Source organism: Sphingobium sp. B2D3A (genome assembly GCF_025961795.1).
Taxonomy (GTDB): Bacteria; Pseudomonadota; Alphaproteobacteria; order Sphingomonadales; family Sphingomonadaceae; genus Sphingobium.
In genome coordinates this window covers 1,243,752-1,259,778 of the sequence record NZ_JAOQOI010000001.1, presented here as the reverse complement: position 1 = coordinate 1,259,778, position 16,027 = coordinate 1,243,752, and the positions used below count along the sequence as shown (strand labels likewise).

At 65.6% G+C, this 16,027-nt stretch carries 16 protein-coding genes; 12 read left to right on the top strand and 4 right to left on the bottom strand.

Annotated features, from left to right (window positions below):
- The first annotated feature begins 101 nt into the window (after nt 1–101).
- Entirely contained in the window at nt 102–1,202 is a 1,101-nt protein-coding gene (locus tag M2337_RS05865) for a CAP domain-containing protein (protein WP_264572052.1), read from the top strand.
- 42 nt (nt 1,203–1,244) lie between these two features.
- On the opposite strand, the gene purL is transcribed toward M2337_RS05865, so the two are convergent.
- The gene (gene purL / locus M2337_RS05860) at nt 1,245–3,482 is read right to left on the bottom strand and encodes a phosphoribosylformylglycinamidine synthase subunit PurL (RefSeq protein WP_264572051.1); all 2,238 of its coding nucleotides are present in this window, start codon (nt 3,480–3,482) and stop codon (nt 1,245–1,247) included.
- A gap of 142 nt (nt 3,483–3,624) precedes the next feature.
- The gene (locus tag M2337_RS05855) at nt 3,625–4,002 is read right to left on the bottom strand and encodes a hypothetical protein (RefSeq protein WP_181558733.1); all 378 of its coding nucleotides are present in this window, start codon (nt 4,000–4,002) and stop codon (nt 3,625–3,627) included.
- Nucleotides 4,003–4,126: 124 nt separating this feature from the next.
- Here M2337_RS05855 and M2337_RS05850 point away from each other — a divergent pair, with 124 nt between their 5' ends.
- The 5 genes from M2337_RS05850 (at nt 4,127) to queA (ending at nt 7,729) form a co-directional block, all read left to right on the top strand.
- On the top strand, nt 4,127–4,372 hold the full coding sequence (locus M2337_RS05850; protein WP_264572050.1) for an exodeoxyribonuclease VII small subunit: 246 nt from the start codon (nt 4,127–4,129) through the stop codon (nt 4,370–4,372).
- 7 nt (nt 4,373–4,379) lie between these two features.
- On the top strand, nt 4,380–5,282 hold the full coding sequence (locus M2337_RS05845) for a polyprenyl synthetase family protein (RefSeq protein ID WP_264572049.1): 903 nt from the start codon (nt 4,380–4,382) through the stop codon (nt 5,280–5,282).
- 10 nt (nt 5,283–5,292) lie between these two features.
- Entirely contained in the window at nt 5,293–5,811 is a 519-nt protein-coding gene (coaD, locus tag M2337_RS05840) for a pantetheine-phosphate adenylyltransferase (RefSeq protein WP_264572048.1), read from the top strand.
- 77 nt (nt 5,812–5,888) lie between these two features.
- A complete protein-coding gene (locus M2337_RS05835; RefSeq protein ID WP_264572047.1) occupies nt 5,889–6,605 on the top strand; it encodes a peptidylprolyl isomerase in 717 nt (238 codons plus the stop codon).
- Nucleotides 6,606–6,697: 92 nt separating this feature from the next.
- A complete protein-coding gene (gene queA / locus M2337_RS05830) occupies nt 6,698–7,729 on the top strand; it encodes a tRNA preQ1(34) S-adenosylmethionine ribosyltransferase-isomerase QueA (protein ID WP_264572046.1) in 1,032 nt (343 codons plus the stop codon).
- Nucleotides 7,730–7,747: 18 nt separating this feature from the next.
- On the opposite strand, the gene M2337_RS05825 is transcribed toward queA, so the two are convergent.
- Nucleotides 7,748–8,155 carry a DUF1489 family protein gene (locus tag M2337_RS05825; protein WP_264572045.1) on the bottom strand — a complete coding sequence of 136 codons (408 nt, stop codon included), beginning with the start codon at nt 8,153–8,155 and terminating at the stop codon, nt 7,748–7,750.
- A gap of 521 nt (nt 8,156–8,676) precedes the next feature.
- On the opposite strand from M2337_RS05825, the gene cobA reads away from it, so the two are divergent.
- From cobA to M2337_RS05795, 6 genes are all read left to right on the top strand, one after another.
- Nucleotides 8,677–9,477, top strand: a complete 801-nt coding sequence (gene cobA / locus M2337_RS05820; RefSeq protein ID WP_264572044.1) for a uroporphyrinogen-III C-methyltransferase — start codon at nt 8,677–8,679, stop codon at nt 9,475–9,477.
- A 4-nt stretch (nt 9,478–9,481) separates the two neighbouring features.
- Nucleotides 9,482–9,781: a DUF2849 domain-containing protein gene (locus M2337_RS05815; RefSeq protein WP_264572043.1), complete on the top strand. Its 300-nt coding sequence runs from the start codon at nt 9,482–9,484 to the stop codon at nt 9,779–9,781.
- Between the two features lie 99 nt (nt 9,782–9,880).
- On the top strand, nt 9,881–11,512 hold the full coding sequence (locus M2337_RS05810; protein ID WP_264572042.1) for a nitrite/sulfite reductase: 1,632 nt from the start codon (nt 9,881–9,883) through the stop codon (nt 11,510–11,512).
- A complete protein-coding gene (locus M2337_RS05805) occupies nt 11,505–11,945 on the top strand; it encodes a DUF934 domain-containing protein (RefSeq protein WP_264572041.1) in 441 nt (146 codons plus the stop codon). Before M2337_RS05810 ends, M2337_RS05805 begins: the two co-directional genes overlap by 8 nt.
- Nucleotides 11,938–12,717: a phosphoadenylyl-sulfate reductase gene (locus M2337_RS05800; protein WP_264572040.1), complete on the top strand. Its 780-nt coding sequence runs from the start codon at nt 11,938–11,940 to the stop codon at nt 12,715–12,717. Before M2337_RS05805 ends, M2337_RS05800 begins: the two co-directional genes overlap by 8 nt.
- Nucleotides 12,718–13,015: 298 nt before the next feature.
- Nucleotides 13,016–14,200, top strand: a complete 1,185-nt coding sequence (locus M2337_RS05795) for an NAD(P)/FAD-dependent oxidoreductase (protein WP_264572039.1) — start codon at nt 13,016–13,018, stop codon at nt 14,198–14,200.
- 232 nt (nt 14,201–14,432) lie between these two features.
- Here M2337_RS05795 and M2337_RS05790 read toward each other — a convergent pair whose 3' ends face one another.
- Nucleotides 14,433–15,935: a replicative DNA helicase gene (locus M2337_RS05790; RefSeq protein ID WP_264572038.1), complete on the bottom strand. Its 1,503-nt coding sequence runs from the start codon at nt 15,933–15,935 to the stop codon at nt 14,433–14,435.
- Nucleotides 15,936–16,027: the final 92 nt, after the last annotated feature.

The following is a 16,027-nucleotide window of genomic DNA, read 5'->3' as shown; positions in this document are numbered from 1 at the left end:
ACCGCAGCCCCGTTTAGAGTTTTGCCATAGTTCGGCGCCTAGCCTGCGCCAGAACGACACGGTGCCAAAAGCCGTGGCAAAGCTGGGAACGGACGGACAAGATGCGGGCTGCAGAAATCCTCAACAGGTCGGACGTGCCGCGTGGACAGCGGATATGGATAGGCCTCGCCTCAAGCCTGCTGGCCCTTTCGCTGGCCGGCTGCGGTGGCAGTGACAGTGGCGGTGGCGGCAGCGGATCGACGCCGATCACGGTCGCGCCGACACCAACCCCCACGCCAGCGCCAACCCCGGCGCCCACACCCACGCCAAGTCCTACGCCGACGCCGACCCCCACCCCAACGCCGACAAGTTGGACGGCGGCGGCGGCCGCGCTCTACGATACGCAACCGAATGTCGCCTCGTGCAACACCGGCGTGCTCAAGACCAGCGTGCGGATGGACATGCTGGCCAAGGTGAACGCGGTGCGCGCGCTGCATGGGCTTCCCGCCGTCGTTTACGCGGCGTCTGCCAATCAGGGCGTCGACGATTCCTCGCTCATGATGGCCGCGAACAGGACGCTGGACCACAATCCTCCACCCACATGGACATGCTACACGACCGCAGGTCGCGACGCCGCTGCCTCGGGCAATCTCATCGGCGGATGGGGGTCATTGCCATGGCGGACCGAAGACGATCTGTTGGCGGGGTGGATGACGGAGCGCAATAGCCTCTCGATCGGCCACCGTCGCTGGATCCTGAACCCGTTCCTCGGTCAGATTGCTTATGGGCGGTCCGTGTATCAGCTGCCTTCGGGCGAACGCGCAGATGGCGCGACGATGAAGGTCTTTGGTTTCAGCACCAGCGTCGCGGCACCCGCCCCGAGCAGCCTGCCCGATTTCATCGCCTATCCGCAGGGCAACTATCCGCAGCGTTACTTCGGCGCGAGCGACATTCTCTCGTTCACCGTGCTCGCCAACAAGACCGGGGCCTATGGCGCCAACGGAAACGTCGGCTTTAGCGGCGCCATCATCACGGTTAGCAGCGGTGGCACGAGCCTGCCTGTCACCAACGTGAAGTATGACAATGACGGATATGGGGTGCCGAACAACATCGAGTGGCGCGTGACGGGCCTGCAGGCCAACACGACCTACACCGTCAAGATTGTAGGCATCACCGGCGCCCCGCAGAGCGGCTACGAATACACTTTCCGCATGGTGCCCTGACCCGGCCGCATGGTGCCCTGAGCCGGCACCGACGGGCGCCGGTCAGGCGTCCATCAGGGCCGGGAAGAAGCCTTCATGCGCGGTGCGCAGATCGGCCAGCGCGACCGAGTGATCGCTCTCCGGCAGCTCGAAGATGATGCGATTGGCAATGGTGCGACCCAGCCGCGCGACCGTGACGCCGCGCGCCTCGGCATGGCTGAGCATCTCGACCAGCGCCGCATCGCGCACAGTCACGACATACAGGCCCTGATCCTCGGCGAAATAGGTTTCCGCCGTCGTGCCGGCCAGCGGCTGATCGAGGATCGCGCCGATGCCGCCGGCAAGCGCCATCTCCGTCACCGCGACGGCGACGCCGCCATCCGACACGTCGTGACAGGCCGTGATGGCGCCGCAGCGAATGGCCTCGCGCACGAAATCGCCGGTCCGGCGCTCGGTGGCGAGATCGACCGGCGGCGGCGGCCCCGCATCACGGCCTTCCAGCCCATGGACCTGCCGCAGCCAGAGTGACTGGCCGAGCGATCCGGTGCGCTCACCGACGAGGAAGATGATGTCGCCCACGTCCTTGAACGCGATGGTGCACATCCGCTCGACATCCGGGAGCAGGCCGACCCCGCCGATCGCCGGCGTGGGCAGGATCGCGCTGCCGCCGCCCGTCGCCTTCGACTCATTGTAGAGCGAGACGTTGCCCGACACGATGGGATAATCGAGCGCCCGGCAGGCCTCGCTCATGCCCTCGAGACAGCCAACGATCTGGCCCATGATCTCCGGCCGCTGCGGATTGGCGAAGTTGAGGCAGTTGGTGATGGCGAGCGGCTGGCCGCCCACTGCCGTGATGTTCCGCCACGTCTCGACCACCGCCTGGCGACCGCCCTGCACCGGATCGGCGTAGCAATAGCGCGGCGTGCAGTCGGTGCTCATCGCCAGCGCCTTCTTGGTGCCATGCACGCGCACGACGGCAGCGTCACCACCGGGCGCCTGCGCGGTGTCGGCGCCGACCATGTGGTCATATTGCTCCCAGATCCAGCGGCGCGATGCGAGATCAGGCGAACCCATCAGCGCGAGCAGATCGGCGGCCGGGTCCTTGCTATCGGGCGCGCTGGCGAGCGGTGCGAGCGGCGGAGTCGGCACATGCGGGCGATCGTAGAGCGGGGCGTCGTCGGCCAGCGGGCCGAGCGGAATGTCGCACACCGTCTCGCCATGGTGGACCAGCACCATCCGGCCCGTATCGGTCACTTCGCCGATGACCGCGAAATCCAGCTCCCATTTGTGGAAGATCGCCTCGGCAAAGGCCTCCTTGCCGGGCTTGAGCACCATGAGCATCCGCTCCTGGCTCTCCGAGAGCATCATCTCATAGGCGGTCATGCCGGTTTCGCGCTGCGGCACCTTGTCCATGTCCAGCCGGATGCCAACGCCACCCTTGGACGCCATTTCCACCGACGAACTGGTCAAGCCTGCCGCACCCATGTCCTGAATCGCGACGATGGCATCCGAGGCCATGAGTTCGAGGCAGGCCTCGATCAGCAGCTTTTCGGTGAACGGATCGCCGACCTGAACGGTGGGGCGCTTCTCTTCGGAGTCCTCGCCGAAATCGGCCGAGGCCATGGTCGCGCCATGGATGCCGTCGCGCCCGGTCTTGGAGCCGACATAGACGATCGGATTGCCGACGCCCGAAGCGGCCGAATAGAAGATCTTGTCCGTCTCCGCGACGCCCACCGTCATCGCATTGACGAGGATGTTGCCATCATAAGCGGCATGGAAATTGGTCTCGCCGCCCACCGTCGGCACGCCCACGCAATTGCCGTAACCGCCAATGCCCCGCACCACGCCGGAGATGAGGTGCTTCATGCGCGGATGATCGGGCCGCCCGAAGCGCAGCGCGTTCATGTTCGCGATGGGACGCGCGCCCATGGTGAACACGTCGCGCAGGATGCCGCCGACACCCGTCGCCGCGCCCTGATAGGGCTCGATGTAGCTCGGGTGGTTGTGGCTCTCCATCTTGAAGATCGCCGCCTGGCCGTCCCCAATGTCGATGACACCGGCATTCTCGCCAGGGCCGCAGATCACCCAGGGTGCCTCGGTCGGCAGCTTCTTGAGGTGGATGCGGCTGGACTTGTACGAGCAGTGCTCGCTCCACATCACCGAGAAGATGCCAAGCTCCGTGATATTCGGCTCGCGGCCGATGGCGTTCACAACGCGCTCATATTCCTCGGGGGTGAAACCGTGTTCGGCGACGATTTCGGGGGTGATGCCTGAGGCGCTTGGGGTGGTGCTGGTCGACATGAGCGGCCTTTATCGCCGCCAGCGGGCGGGCACAACCGCCCGATCGGCCCTTGTAACGAAAAAGGCCGACCCTCGCGGGTCGGCCATTCTTTGAGCATCGGCCCGCCAGAGCGGACCGTGCGGTTGAACCAAGATCAGCCGATCAGCCCGCCTTGCAGGCCTGGCCGTTATACGTGACCGTCTCGCCGGCGCCTTCCAGCTTCGTCGCGCCATCGGCGGAAACGAAGGGCTGGCCGGCTTCCGGTGCCTTGAGACCGGTGATCGGGCCGCCACGTTCGGTACGCAGGTTCGCCGTCACATCGTCCGTCATGAAGTCGACGAAGATCAGGCTGTTGTCCTTGCAGCGATAGGTGGTGCTGGCACGGAGCATGGGGGGCAGGGCGACGTTACCGGCATTTGCCAGTTCCGCAGCCATTGGGTCATTCGTGCCAGTGTTGAAGGTTTCAGGCTCGGACTTGCACGCAGACAAGGCGAGCGCGGCCGCGCAAAGCGCGATTGAGGGGTATGTGAGGGTTTTCATAGCCCCGCGGCTATTGCGATTCGCTCCCGCGAGGTCAACTTGATTTGCGTGACAATACGCCATTTTTCGGGGGAGCGTAGAGAGCACGCTTGACCCTGTGGGGGAGCCGGGTCAATGCATGGGCATGGCAGACGAGACCGATAGCGGCACCCTCAGCTTCGAGGACGCGCTCAAGCGCCTGGAGGCGATTGTCCAGCAACTGGAGCGCGGCGACGTGCCGCTGGACCAGTCCATCACCCTTTATCGCGAGGGCGAGGATCTGCGGCTGCAATGCCAGAAGCGGCTCGATGCCGCGCAGGCCCGGATCGAGCAGATCACGGCGAGCGCCGATGGGTCCGCCGCCCGGACGACCCCTTATCCCAGTGAATGATCCGCTGATGCGCGAGGATGCCGGCACCCGGCTCGAAACCGCCCTGACGGAGATTGCCGAGGCAATCGACGTGCAGTTCGACCGGCTGCTGCCGGTGCCGGAGGACCAGCGCGCGCGGCTTTACGAGGCGATGCGCTATAGCGCGATCGGCGGGGGCAAGCGCCTGCGCCCGCTGTTGGTGAAGGCAAGCTGCGACCTCTTCAACATTGGCTGGGAAAGCGCGGTACGCGCCGGCCTCGCCGTCGAGTGCATCCACGTCTATTCGCTGATCCACGACGATCTGCCCGCGATGGACAATGACGATATGCGGCGCGGCAAGCCGACGGCCCATCGCGCCTTCGATGAGGCGACGGCGATCCTCGCCGGCGACTGCCTGCACGATCTCGCCTTCGCCGTGCTTGCGGACGAGCGCACCCATGCCGATGCGACCGTGCGCTGCGAGCTGATCGCCAGCCTGGCCTTGGCCAGCGGTCCGGCAGGCATGGCCGGCGGGCAGATGATGGACCTTGTCGCTGAAACGACGCCGTTCGATCTGCCGGCGATCACGCGACTGCAATTGCTCAAGACCGGCGCGCTCATCGTCTTCTGTCTGGAAGCCGGCGCCATTTTCGCGCGGATCCCAGAGGAGCGACGCACGAGCCTGCGCGGCTATGCGCATGATGTCGGCCTCGCCTTCCAGATCGCCGACGATCTGCTGGACATTGAGGGGGACGCTGCCGTCACCGGCAAGGCCGTAGGCAAGGACGCCGCTGCCGGCAAGGCGACCTTCGCATCGCTGATGGGCGTAGAGAAGGCCCGGCAGCAGGCATCCCTGCTGGTGGCGCAGGCCAAGGATCATCTGCGCGATTTTGGCGCGGAAGCCGATCTGCTGCGCGACATTGCCGATTTCGCGATCAGCCGCAGTTACTAAGGACTCGCTCATGGTTCACCGCATCGGCCTTTATCCGGGAACCTTCGACCCTATCACGCTGGGCCATATGGACATCATCCGGCGCGGATCGAAGCTGGTCGATCGGCTGGTGATCGGCGTGACCACCAATCCGAGTAAATCACCGCTGTTCACGCTGGACGAGCGGCTGGCGATGATCCGGCGGGAATGCGCGGACATCGATGCCGATATCGACGTGCGGCCCTTCGATTCGCTGCTGATCGATTATGCCCGCTCGGTCGGCGCCTCGCTGATCCTGCGCGGCCTGCGCGCGGTGGCGGACTTTGAGTATGAGTATCAGATGGCCGGCATGAACCAGTATCTCGATGCCAGCATCGAGACGGTGTTCCTGATGGCCGACGTTGCGCTGCAGCCCATTGCCTCGCGCCTGGTGAAGGAAATTGCGGGGCTGGGCGGCGACATCGGCAAGTTCGTTTCGCCGGGTGTTCGCACCGATGTGATGGCCCGGCTCGGCATGAGCGTCGACGCCGGCAGGGCAGACGAGACTTGACGGGTCATCATTGGTTCAGCCATGCGACGCTAGTTGGCGGCCGGGCCCGGTTCGACCGTGAAATGAGGATGGACGACATGCGTGTTACCCGACTGTTTGGCTCCGGCATCGCGCTTGCCGCCGCCTGCGGCCTCATGCTGGCCAGCGCCAATTCCGCGCAGGCCCAGCCGGGCGGCGGTGCGCAGGATGCTTTGGCGAAGGCCGAAATGGCGGCCCGCGCGCAGAAGGATGCCGACGCCCTGCGCGAGGACGCGGAGAAGTCCACGGACAAGCCGCTCGTCGCGATGACGCCGGTCACGCCCGAAAACACCTGGGTGCTGACCCTCTCGGACGGTGCCACCGTGCGCATCCTGCTCCGCCCGGACGTTGCCCCCGGCCATGTCGAGCGGATCAAGACGCTAACGCGGGAAGGCTTCTACAACGGCCTCAAGTTCCACCGCGTGATCGATGGCTTCATGGCCCAGGGCGGCGACCCCAAGGGCGATGGCACCGGCGGATCGCCGTTGCCGGACCTCAAGCAGGAGTTCAGTTGGCTGCCGCACATGCGGGGGACCGTCTCCATGGCCCGCGCGCAGAGCGATGACAGCGCCAACAGCCAGTTCTTCATCATGCTGATGCCGCGCATGCAGCTCGACCACAAATATACGGTTGTGGGCCGGGTGATCGATGGCATGGCCGGTGTCGACCAGATCGCCAAGGGCGAGCCGCCGGCCCAGCCGACGACCATCGTGCGCGCCTATATCCAGAGCGATCAGCAGGCCGCAGCACCCGCCGGCAGCAACACGGCAGGCTGAGCGCGCCGATACGCGCGTGGGATTACCGGCCAGCAGGACCTCGCTGACCGGCACCTGTTCAATGTCCGGCGCAGGCGCTAAGGGCGCCAGCCATGCGCGTTGACCTTTTCGATTTCGACCTGCCGCCCGAGCGGATTGCCCTGCGTCCCGCCTCGCCGCGCGATGCGGCCCGGATGCTGGTGCTCGAAGGCCAGGACGGGGGCCTGCTTGACATGGGCGTGCGCGATCTGCCAACCGTGCTCCGTGCCGGCGACTGCCTCGTCTTCAACGACACGCGGGTCATCCCCGCCCAGCTGGAGGGGCAACGCGGCGAGGCGAAGGTCGGGGTGACGCTGCACAAGCGCCTCGGCCCGCGCGACTGGCAGGTCTTCGTACGCAACGCCAAGCGGGTGCGGCCCGGCGACATCATCGCCTTTGCGCAAGGCGTGCAGGCACAGGCCGGCGAGCGGGACGCGGATGGCGGCATGACGCTCAGCTTCCTGGGTGACGAGCCGGTTGAGCTGCTGCTCGAACGCGCCGGCCAGATGCCCCTGCCCCCCTATATTGCCAGCAAGCGGCCCACCGACCAGCAGGACCGCGAGGATTATCAGACCATGTTCGCGCAGGAACCCGGTGCCGTCGCGGCGCCCACAGCAGCCCTGCACTTCACGCCCGGCCTCGTCGCAGCGCTCGCTGAGGCCGGTATCGGCCAGGCGACGCTTACTTTGCATGTCGGCGCCGGCACCTTCCTGCCGGTCAAGGCCGACGATACCGACGCACACCGCATGCATGCCGAATGGGGGCGGATCGATCGGGCGACGGCGGACCGGCTGAATGCGGTCCGCGCCAATGGCGGGCGCCTGATCGCGGTGGGCACGACCAGCCTGCGCCTCCTCGAAAGCGCAACCGGGGAAGATGGCATCATCCGGCCGTTCGCGGATGAAACGCGCATCTTCATTACCCCGGGCTATCGCTTCCGCGCCATTGACGGGTTGATGACCAATTTCCACCTGCCCCGCTCGACCTTGTTCATGCTGGTCAGCGCGCTGATGGGGCGTGAGCGGATGCAGGCAGCCTATGCTCACGCGATCGCGCAGGGCTATCGCTTCTACAGCTATGGCGATGCGAGCCTGCTGCTCCCCTGAGGGCGGGCAGCGGCGCGCCTAGATCAGCCCGAGCCGGCCGAGATCGGCCGCCAGTTGGTCGGGCAGCATGTCGCCGCCCTCGCCGTCTCCCATATCCGGCGGCGCATCCTCGTGAGCCAGATAGCGCCAACCCTGATGGGCGCGCTTGGGCCGTGGCACCACCGGGATGAGCCGCGGGGCGAGGCGGATCCACTGCCGCCCGTCCGGCCGCGCCTCAAACCCGAGCAGGGGACTGCGCCCGACGATCTGATGCGCCAGTACCCAATAAAGCGACCCGCCCGCCATCTCCTCATGCCGCTTGGGCAGATAGCGCGTCGTCAACCGCGCCTCGCCACCCTCTCCGGCCTGTGCATGGCTTTCCAGCCACTCCCGCAAGGTGGCGGCGCTCTCCGACTGGAAGGCGATCTTGGTCATATGAAGCGGCATGATGCCGATCTAGGGCGTGGCGGCGAATTCGCAATGGCAGGAAGCGGCGGGGCAAGCTTGGTGGTTGGTGCCTAGGTCCGTACGTCCGCCACCCAACCGGCCGCCGAAGCCAGTTATGTTATCGAGGGCGGGCGTATTCTACCCTCTCCCCCTGAGGGAGAGGGATGCGCAGACTTGGCAGTGTGCTGCCTAGTCGAAGCTGGGAGAGGGGTATGCGATCCGCTGGATCACGCGGATCAACGATCCGCCACCCCTCATCCAACTGCGCCTAGCCGCCTACTGGCGACAAGGCTGCGTATCCTTCTCCCTCAAGGGGAGAAGGTTGAAGACTTGGCAACAATGTCGTCCTGTTCGCTTAGACGCTTTGCTGCCGCGCAGCAGTCAGATCGCCACCGAAGCGCTCTCCTGACCCGCTATTGGCACGACCTCTGCCACCACCCGGAGCCCCACAATAGTTTCGCTTCGGCCTGCTAAAGCAAGCGTCGGTTGCGGGCTTGGGTACTCGAACGCATCTACCACCCATGGCGCACTCTGAGTCCTTTACGGCCGGCACGGTCTATCTCGTTGGCGCAGGTCCGGGCGATCCTGATCTGCTGACGGTGCGTGCTGCCCGTTTGATCGGCCGGGCGAGCCTGATCGTGCATGACGGTCTGGTCGATGCCGCCATCCTCGCTCTGGCTTCGCCGGAGGCGGAGCTGATCTCAGTCGCCAAGCAACGCTCGCGCCATTCGATGAAGCAGGAGGCGATCAATTCGCTGCTCGTCGGCGAGGCGCTTTCGGGCCGTGACGTCGTGCGCCTCAAGGGCGGCGATCCCTTCATTTTCGGCCGTGGCGGCGAAGAGCTGGAGGCCTGCCGCGAGGCTGGTGTGCGCTGCGAGGTCGTGCCCGGCATCAGCGCGGCGGTCGGCGGCGGCGCCAGTGCCGGCCTGCCACTCACGCATCGCGAGGATGCCAGCATCGTCAGCTTCGTCGCGGGGCAGTGCAAGGGTCTTTCCGAGCAGAATTGGGTCGGCCTGGCCGGGCCCGGACGCACGCTCGTCATCTATATGGGCCTCGCGACCAGCCAGGATATTGCCGAGAAGCTGATGCGCGACGGGCTCTCGCCCTCGACGCCGGTCGCGGTGATTGAGAAAGCCACGCGCCCGGATCAGCGCGTGTTGCGCAGCCTGCTCGCCGATCTTGGCGATCTCGTGGCGCGCGAGGCGGTCGCGAGTCCGGCGCTGATCGTGGTGGGGGAGGTCGTGCGGCATGCCGATGCGCTCGATTGCCTGCCGCTTGGATCATTTCACATTGAGCACAGCACAGGTGCGGGGAGCCACTGACGACATGAATATCCTGACCGGCAATGATCTCGCCAACGGCGACGTCATCTGGTGGACTGGCCAAGGCTGGTCCATCCATGTGAACGACGCCGTGGACGTCGGCGAGAAGGGCGCGGAAATCGCCCAGGCCGAAGCCGCCGCGCGCCGCGTGAACGAAGCCTATGTGATCGACGGCGAGCAGGACGGCGAAGGCAATATCCGCCCCGCCCACATCAAGGAGCGCATCCGCGCGCTCGGCCCGACCGTGCGCCTCGACCTGAGCCTCAAACCCGCCGACCCCAATGCCGGCAACTGGGTGATCTGATGGCGCGCCAAACCACCCTGCCGTTCGTGTCGAGCGAAGTCGAGACACGCCGCACCCAACTCTTCTCGACTTCGCTCGAAGCGAACGGAAAGTAAGACCATGTATCAGTACGACACTTACGATCAGGCGATGGTGGATGCCCGCGTTGCCGAATTCCGCGACCAAACCCAGCGTCGCCTCGACGGGCAGCTGAGCGAGGCGCAGTTCCGCCCGCTCCGCCTGATGAACGGCCTGTATCTCCAGCTGCACGCCTATATGCTGCGCGTCGCCATTCCCTATGGCACGCTGTCGGGCAAGCAGATGCACATGCTCGCCCACATCGCGCGGAAATATGACCGCGATTACGGCCATTTCACCACCCGCCAGAACATCCAGTATAACTGGATCAAGCTCGCGGACGCGCCGGACATTCTCGCCGATCTCGCATCGGTGGAGATGCACGCCATCCAGACCAGCGGCAACTGCATCCGCAATATCTCGTCCGACCAATATGCCGGCGTCTCGGCCGATGAGGTCGCCGATCCGCGCCCGCTCGCGGAGCTGCTGCGCCAATGGTCGAGCTTCCACCCGGAGTTCACCTATCTGCCGCGCAAGTTCAAGATCGCGGTGATCGCGAGCGCAGAGGATCGCGCGGCTATGCGCCTGCACGATATCGGCATCGAGCTGGTGAAGAAGGATGACGAGATCGGCGCCCGCGTGTTCGTCGGCGGCGGCATGGGCCGCACACCGATGGTTGCGCCGGAAATCCGCGACTTCGTGCCCTTCGCGGAGATCGTCTCCTATCTGGAGGCGTGCCTGCGGGTCTACAATCGCCACGGCCGGCGCGACAACAAGTACAAGGCGCGGATCAAGATCCTCGTCCACGAAATGGGCCGGGAGGAATATACCCGCCAGGTCGAGGAAGAGTTCGCGCATATGAAGACGCTCGGGCTCGATCCGCCGCTCGCCGAGCTGGCGCGCATTGCCGATTACTTCGCGCCGCCGGCCTATGAGACCGGTCTTTCAGACGAGATCGACCTCTCCGACCGGGATTTCGCGGCCTGGGTGAGCACGCAGGTGAAGCCGCACAAGGTGCCGGGCTATGCCATCGTCAACATCAGCCTGAAGCCCATTGGCGGCATTCCGGGCGATGCCTCCTCCGCGCAGATCGACCTGATGGCCGACCTGGCCGAAAAGTACAGCTTCGATGAGCTGCGCGTTACCCACGCCCAGAACATCGTGCTGGCGCATGTGAAGAAGGCGGATCTCTATGCGCTGTGGAAGGCGCTGGAAGAAGCCGATCTCGGCACCGCCAATCTCGATCTCATCAGCGACATCATCGCCTGCCCGGGTCTGGATTATTGCAGCCTTGCCAATGCGCGCTCGATCCCGGTCGCGCAGAAGATCGCGCAGCGCTTCTCCGATCTCGATCGGCAGAAGGAGCTCGGCGAGCTGAAGCTGAAGATCAGCGGCTGCATCAATGCCTGCGGCCACCACCATGCCGGCAATATCGGCATTCTCGGCGTCGACCGGAAGGGTGTGGAGAATTACCAGCTCCTGCTCGGCGGATCGGGCGCGGATGATGTCAGCCTTGGCCAGATCACCGGCCCGGGTTTCGACGAGAACGGCATTGTCGATGCGGTCGAGAAGGCCACCAACGTCTATCTCGCAAACCGTCAGGAGGGCGAGCGCTTCGTCGACACCTTCCGCCGGATCGGCATGGCCCCGTTCAAGGAGGCACTTTATGCTTGAATATCTGTCCCTGCGTGAAGGCGGCGAGGCAGCCGAACTGCCCGCCGTGACGCTGGAGGCCTTTTCCGGCCAGAGCAATTCGGCCGCGGTGCGCATCGAGCCGGGCGAGGACGCCCGCGAGTTGCTGCCGCATCTGGACCGCGTGGCGCTGGTGGAGGTGAACTTCCCCGTATTCGGCGACGGACGCGGCTATTCGGCGGCACGCATCCTGCGTGAGGCTGGCTATGCCGGCGAGTTGCGCGCGGTGGGCGATGTCGCGGTCGACCAGATCAGCCACATGGTTCGCTGCGGGTTTGACAGCTTCCGGCCGGACAAGCCGCTCGACCCTGCGCTGGTCGAGGCGGCGCTGACCCGCTTCCCCGGCGTCTATCAGAAGACCGTCGATCCGCGCGCGCCGATCTGGGCGCAGCGCCACGGAGCAAGCAATGGCTGAAGCCGCTCGCCAGATCGACCGGATCGACGCCGCCCCGCGCTGGACGCAGGCGGATGCGGACGCGCTCAACGCGCGCTTTGCGGGCGTGGATGCGGGCACGATGCTCAAGACGCTGTTCGCCGAGGATGCGCTCGGCACGGTCGCCGTCGTCTCCTCCTTCGGCACGGAAAGCGCGGTGCTGCTCCACCTCATCGCGCAGGCGGACAAGAGCGTGCCGGTGATCTTCGTCGACACCCTCAAGATGTTCCCGGAAACGCTGGACTATCGCGATACGCTGATCCGTACGCTCGGTTTTATCGACAGCCGCGTGGTCGAGCCGAAGGCCGATGTGCTCGCGGCGAAGGACGACAAGGGCCTGCGCTGGTCCTACGACCCCGATGGCTGCTGCGAGATCCGCAAGGTCGAGCCGCTGGCGCGCGCCAAGCAAGGCCTCGATGCGTGGATTAGCGGGCGCAAGGCCTTCCAATCCGTGACGCGCCAGAACCTGCCGCGCTTCGAGATCGAGGACGGGCGCCTGAAGATCAATCCGCTGGGTGATTGGGACAAGGCGGCGCTGGAAGCCTATTTCACCGCGCACGACCTGCCCCGCCATCCGCTGGAAGCACAGGGCTATCTCTCGATCGGCTGCGAACCCTGCACCAGCAAGGTGATGCCGGGCGAAGACCCACGTGCCGGCCGCTGGCGCGGCTGGGACAAGGTGGAATGCGGCATCCACACCAGCTCGACGCCGCCGGCGGACCCGGAAGACCCGGCCAACCAGCCGGCGTTTTGAGGGGAAGCTCGGCGTCGAAAGCCTTGGGGCCTGTCCGGGATTACCGCTTCATCTATCGTCACCCCGGGCTTGACCCGGGGGTCCAGCTAACTGAATAGCCCTCTCCCCTTGAGGGGAGAGGGTTGGGAGAGGGCAACCTCCGCGCAGCAACTCGCCCCTCTCTACTCCGGCTAGCCGATAGATCGGCAAGCCTGCGTATCTCTCCCCTCAAGGGGAGAGAGTAACTTGCTGGTCAAGCGCTTCCAAACCTGGTCGTCACGGCGTAGGCATTGCGCCTCACCCCCAGCCGAAAGCCCCCATGCCCACCTCCCCCACCCCCTATGACGCCATCATCCTGGGCGCCGGCGCAGCGGGGCTGATGTGCGCGGCGGTGGCCGGGCAGCGGGGGCGCAAGGTGCTGCTGCTCGATCATGCCGATGAGCCGGGCAAGAAAATCCTCATTTCCGGTGGCGGGCGGTGCAACTTCACCAATCTCCACACCGCGCCGGATCGCTACCTCTCCAGCAATCGCCATTTCGCCAAATCGGCGCTCAGCCGCTACACCGCGCAGGATTTCCTCGCGCTGGTCGAGCGTTATGGCATCGCCTGGCACGAGAAGACGTTGGGGCAACTCTTCTGTGACGGCAGCGCGCGGCAGATCGTCGCCATGCTCCTGGAGGAGTGCGCGAAGGGCGCTGTCGACATCGCCTGCGCCTGCCCGATCCGGGAGGTCACCCATGCCGAAGGCCAGTACCACGTCGACACGCCGCGTGGCATCGCGACCGCGCCGGTGCTGGTCATCGCCACCGGCGGGCCGTCCATTCCCAAGATGGGCGCGACCGGCTTTGCCTATGATCTCGCCCGCCAGTTCGGCCTCAAGGTCGTGCAGCCGCGCCCAGCGCTGGTGCCGCTGACCCTCAGCGGCGAAGATGCCCTGTTCCGCGAGCTCTCTGGCGTCTCGGCCGATGTCGTTGCCCGCACCGGCAAGACGCGCTTTCGCGAGGCGGCACTGTTCACGCATCGCGGGCTTTCCGGCCCGGCGATCCTGCAAATCTCCTCCTACTGGCGCCATGGCGAGGGCGTTGGCATCGATTTTCTGCCCGATCATCCGCGCGACTGGCTGCTTGCCGCCAAGCGCGAGGCCCCGCGCATGACCCTGCGCCGCCTGCTCCGCGCCGCGCTGGCCGAGCGTCTGGCGGACCGGCTGGCGGCCGATCTTGCGCTGGAGGCGGAGCTCGGCAATCTGCCCGACCGCGCCCTGGCCGCCGCGCAGGCGCGGTTGGCGGACTGGACGTTCATGCCCAATGGCAGCGACGGCTATGCCAAGGCGGAGGTGACAGCGGGCGGCGTCGATACCGCCGGCCTATCCTCGCAGACGATGGAGGCCAAGGCGGTTCCGGGCCTGTATGTGATTGGTGAGGCGGTGGATGTCACCGGGTGGCTGGGCGGCTATAATTTTCAGTGGGCCTGGGCCAGCGCCAATGCGGCCGGGCAAGCCGTCTAGCTCAGCAGCTATCAACGCACGTAAGCGTTCCTGCGAAGGCAGGAGCCCAGGGCGGAGAAGCCGATCAATTGCGCCCTGGGTTCCTGCCTTCGCAGGAACACGAGATCAGCTACAACCGCTGCTCATCCCCGTTCGTGTCGAGCGGAGTCGAGACACCCAAGGACAGCGCTCTCCGTGTCTCGACTTCGCTCGACACGAGCGGCACCTGAAGGTTCGGGGCTAGCCCCGCACCTCACTCATAACCATCATCCGCCCCGGCATAGCTATCGTCCGCCAGATCGGTGAACCGCGTGATCTTGGAATCGAAGTAGAGCCGCACCTTGCCCGTGGCGCCGTGGCGCTGCTTGGCCACGATCAGCTCGGAATGGCCGGTGATCCGGTCCATCTTCTCGCGCCAGGCGGCATAAGCGCCCTCGTCCTCGATCTTGGGCTCCTTGCTCATCTCATAATAGTCCTCGCGGTAGAGGAACCACACCATGTCGGCGTCCTGCTCGATCGAGCCGGATTCGCGCAGGTCCGAGAGTTGCGGGCGCTTATCCTCGCGGCTTTCCACCGCGCGGCTGAGCTGGGAGAGCGCGATCACCGGCACCATCAGCTCCTTGGCGAGGGTCTTCAAGCCACGGCTGATCTCGGAAATCTCGTTGACGCGGCTGTCGCCGGTCTTGCCCGAGCCTTGCAGCAGCTGGAGATAGTCGACCACGATCATGCCGATATTGTGCCGGCGCTTGAGGCGGCGGGCACGGGTGCGCATCGCCGCGATGGTGAGGCCAGCGGTATCGTCGATGAACAGCGGTAGATCCTGCAACTCGCGCGAGGCGCGGACGAGGTTCTGGAACTCGCTATGATTGATCCGCCCCATGCGCAGCTTCTCGCCGCTGATGCCCGACTGCTCGGCCAAAATACGCGTGGCCAGCTGATCGGCGGACATTTCCAGGTTGAAGATGGCAACCGGCGCGCCGATCGACTTTTCCGGCGGGATGCCGTCGGCCATGTCGCGCATCCAGCGGCTGGCGGCATTGTAAGCAATGTTGGTCGCCAGCGAGCTCTTGCCCATGCCGGGGCGCCCGGCAACGATGATGAGGTCCGACGGATGAAGGCCACCGGTGCGGTTGTTCAGGCCATCCAGGCCCGAGGTGATGCCCGAGACATGGCCGCCGGAATTGAGCGCCTTCTCCGCCATGCCGACCGCAAGCCGCGTCGCCTGCGCGAAGGTCTTCATGCTGCCGGTGTCGCCGCCCTGCTCGGCCACCGCATAGAGCGCCAGTTCCGCCTGCTCGATCTGGCCCTTGGGGTCGATGGCATCGGAGGTATCGAGCGCCTTGTCGACCAGCTCCCGCCCGACGCCGACCAGCTCGCGCAGCAGCGCCAGATCATAGACCTGCCGGGCAAAATCGCGCGCGCCGATCACCGCCGCGCCGCTGCCGGTGAGCTGCGCCAGATAGGCCGGGCCACCCAGTTCCTTGAGCGCCGGATCGCTTTCCAGCAGCGGCTTCAGCGTGACCGGATTGGCGACCATGTTGCGATCGACCAGCTTGAGGATCGCCTCATAGATGCGCCCGTGCAGCGGCTCGAAGAAATGCTCGGCGCGCAGCTCCATCTGCACGTCCTCGACGATCCGGTTGTCGATCATCAACGCGCCGATCAGCGCAGCCTCCGCCTCCACATTGCGCGGCATACGGGGTTCAGAGCCGGGCACATCGGGCACCGGGGCAAGACGGATCGTGTTTTCTGACATGGGGGACGCATTGTCCTCTCTTCCGAGGTGCGGCGCAAGAGCCGAGGAAACGCGCCCTGTGGAACCTGGGGATAACAATGGGGATGGATTTT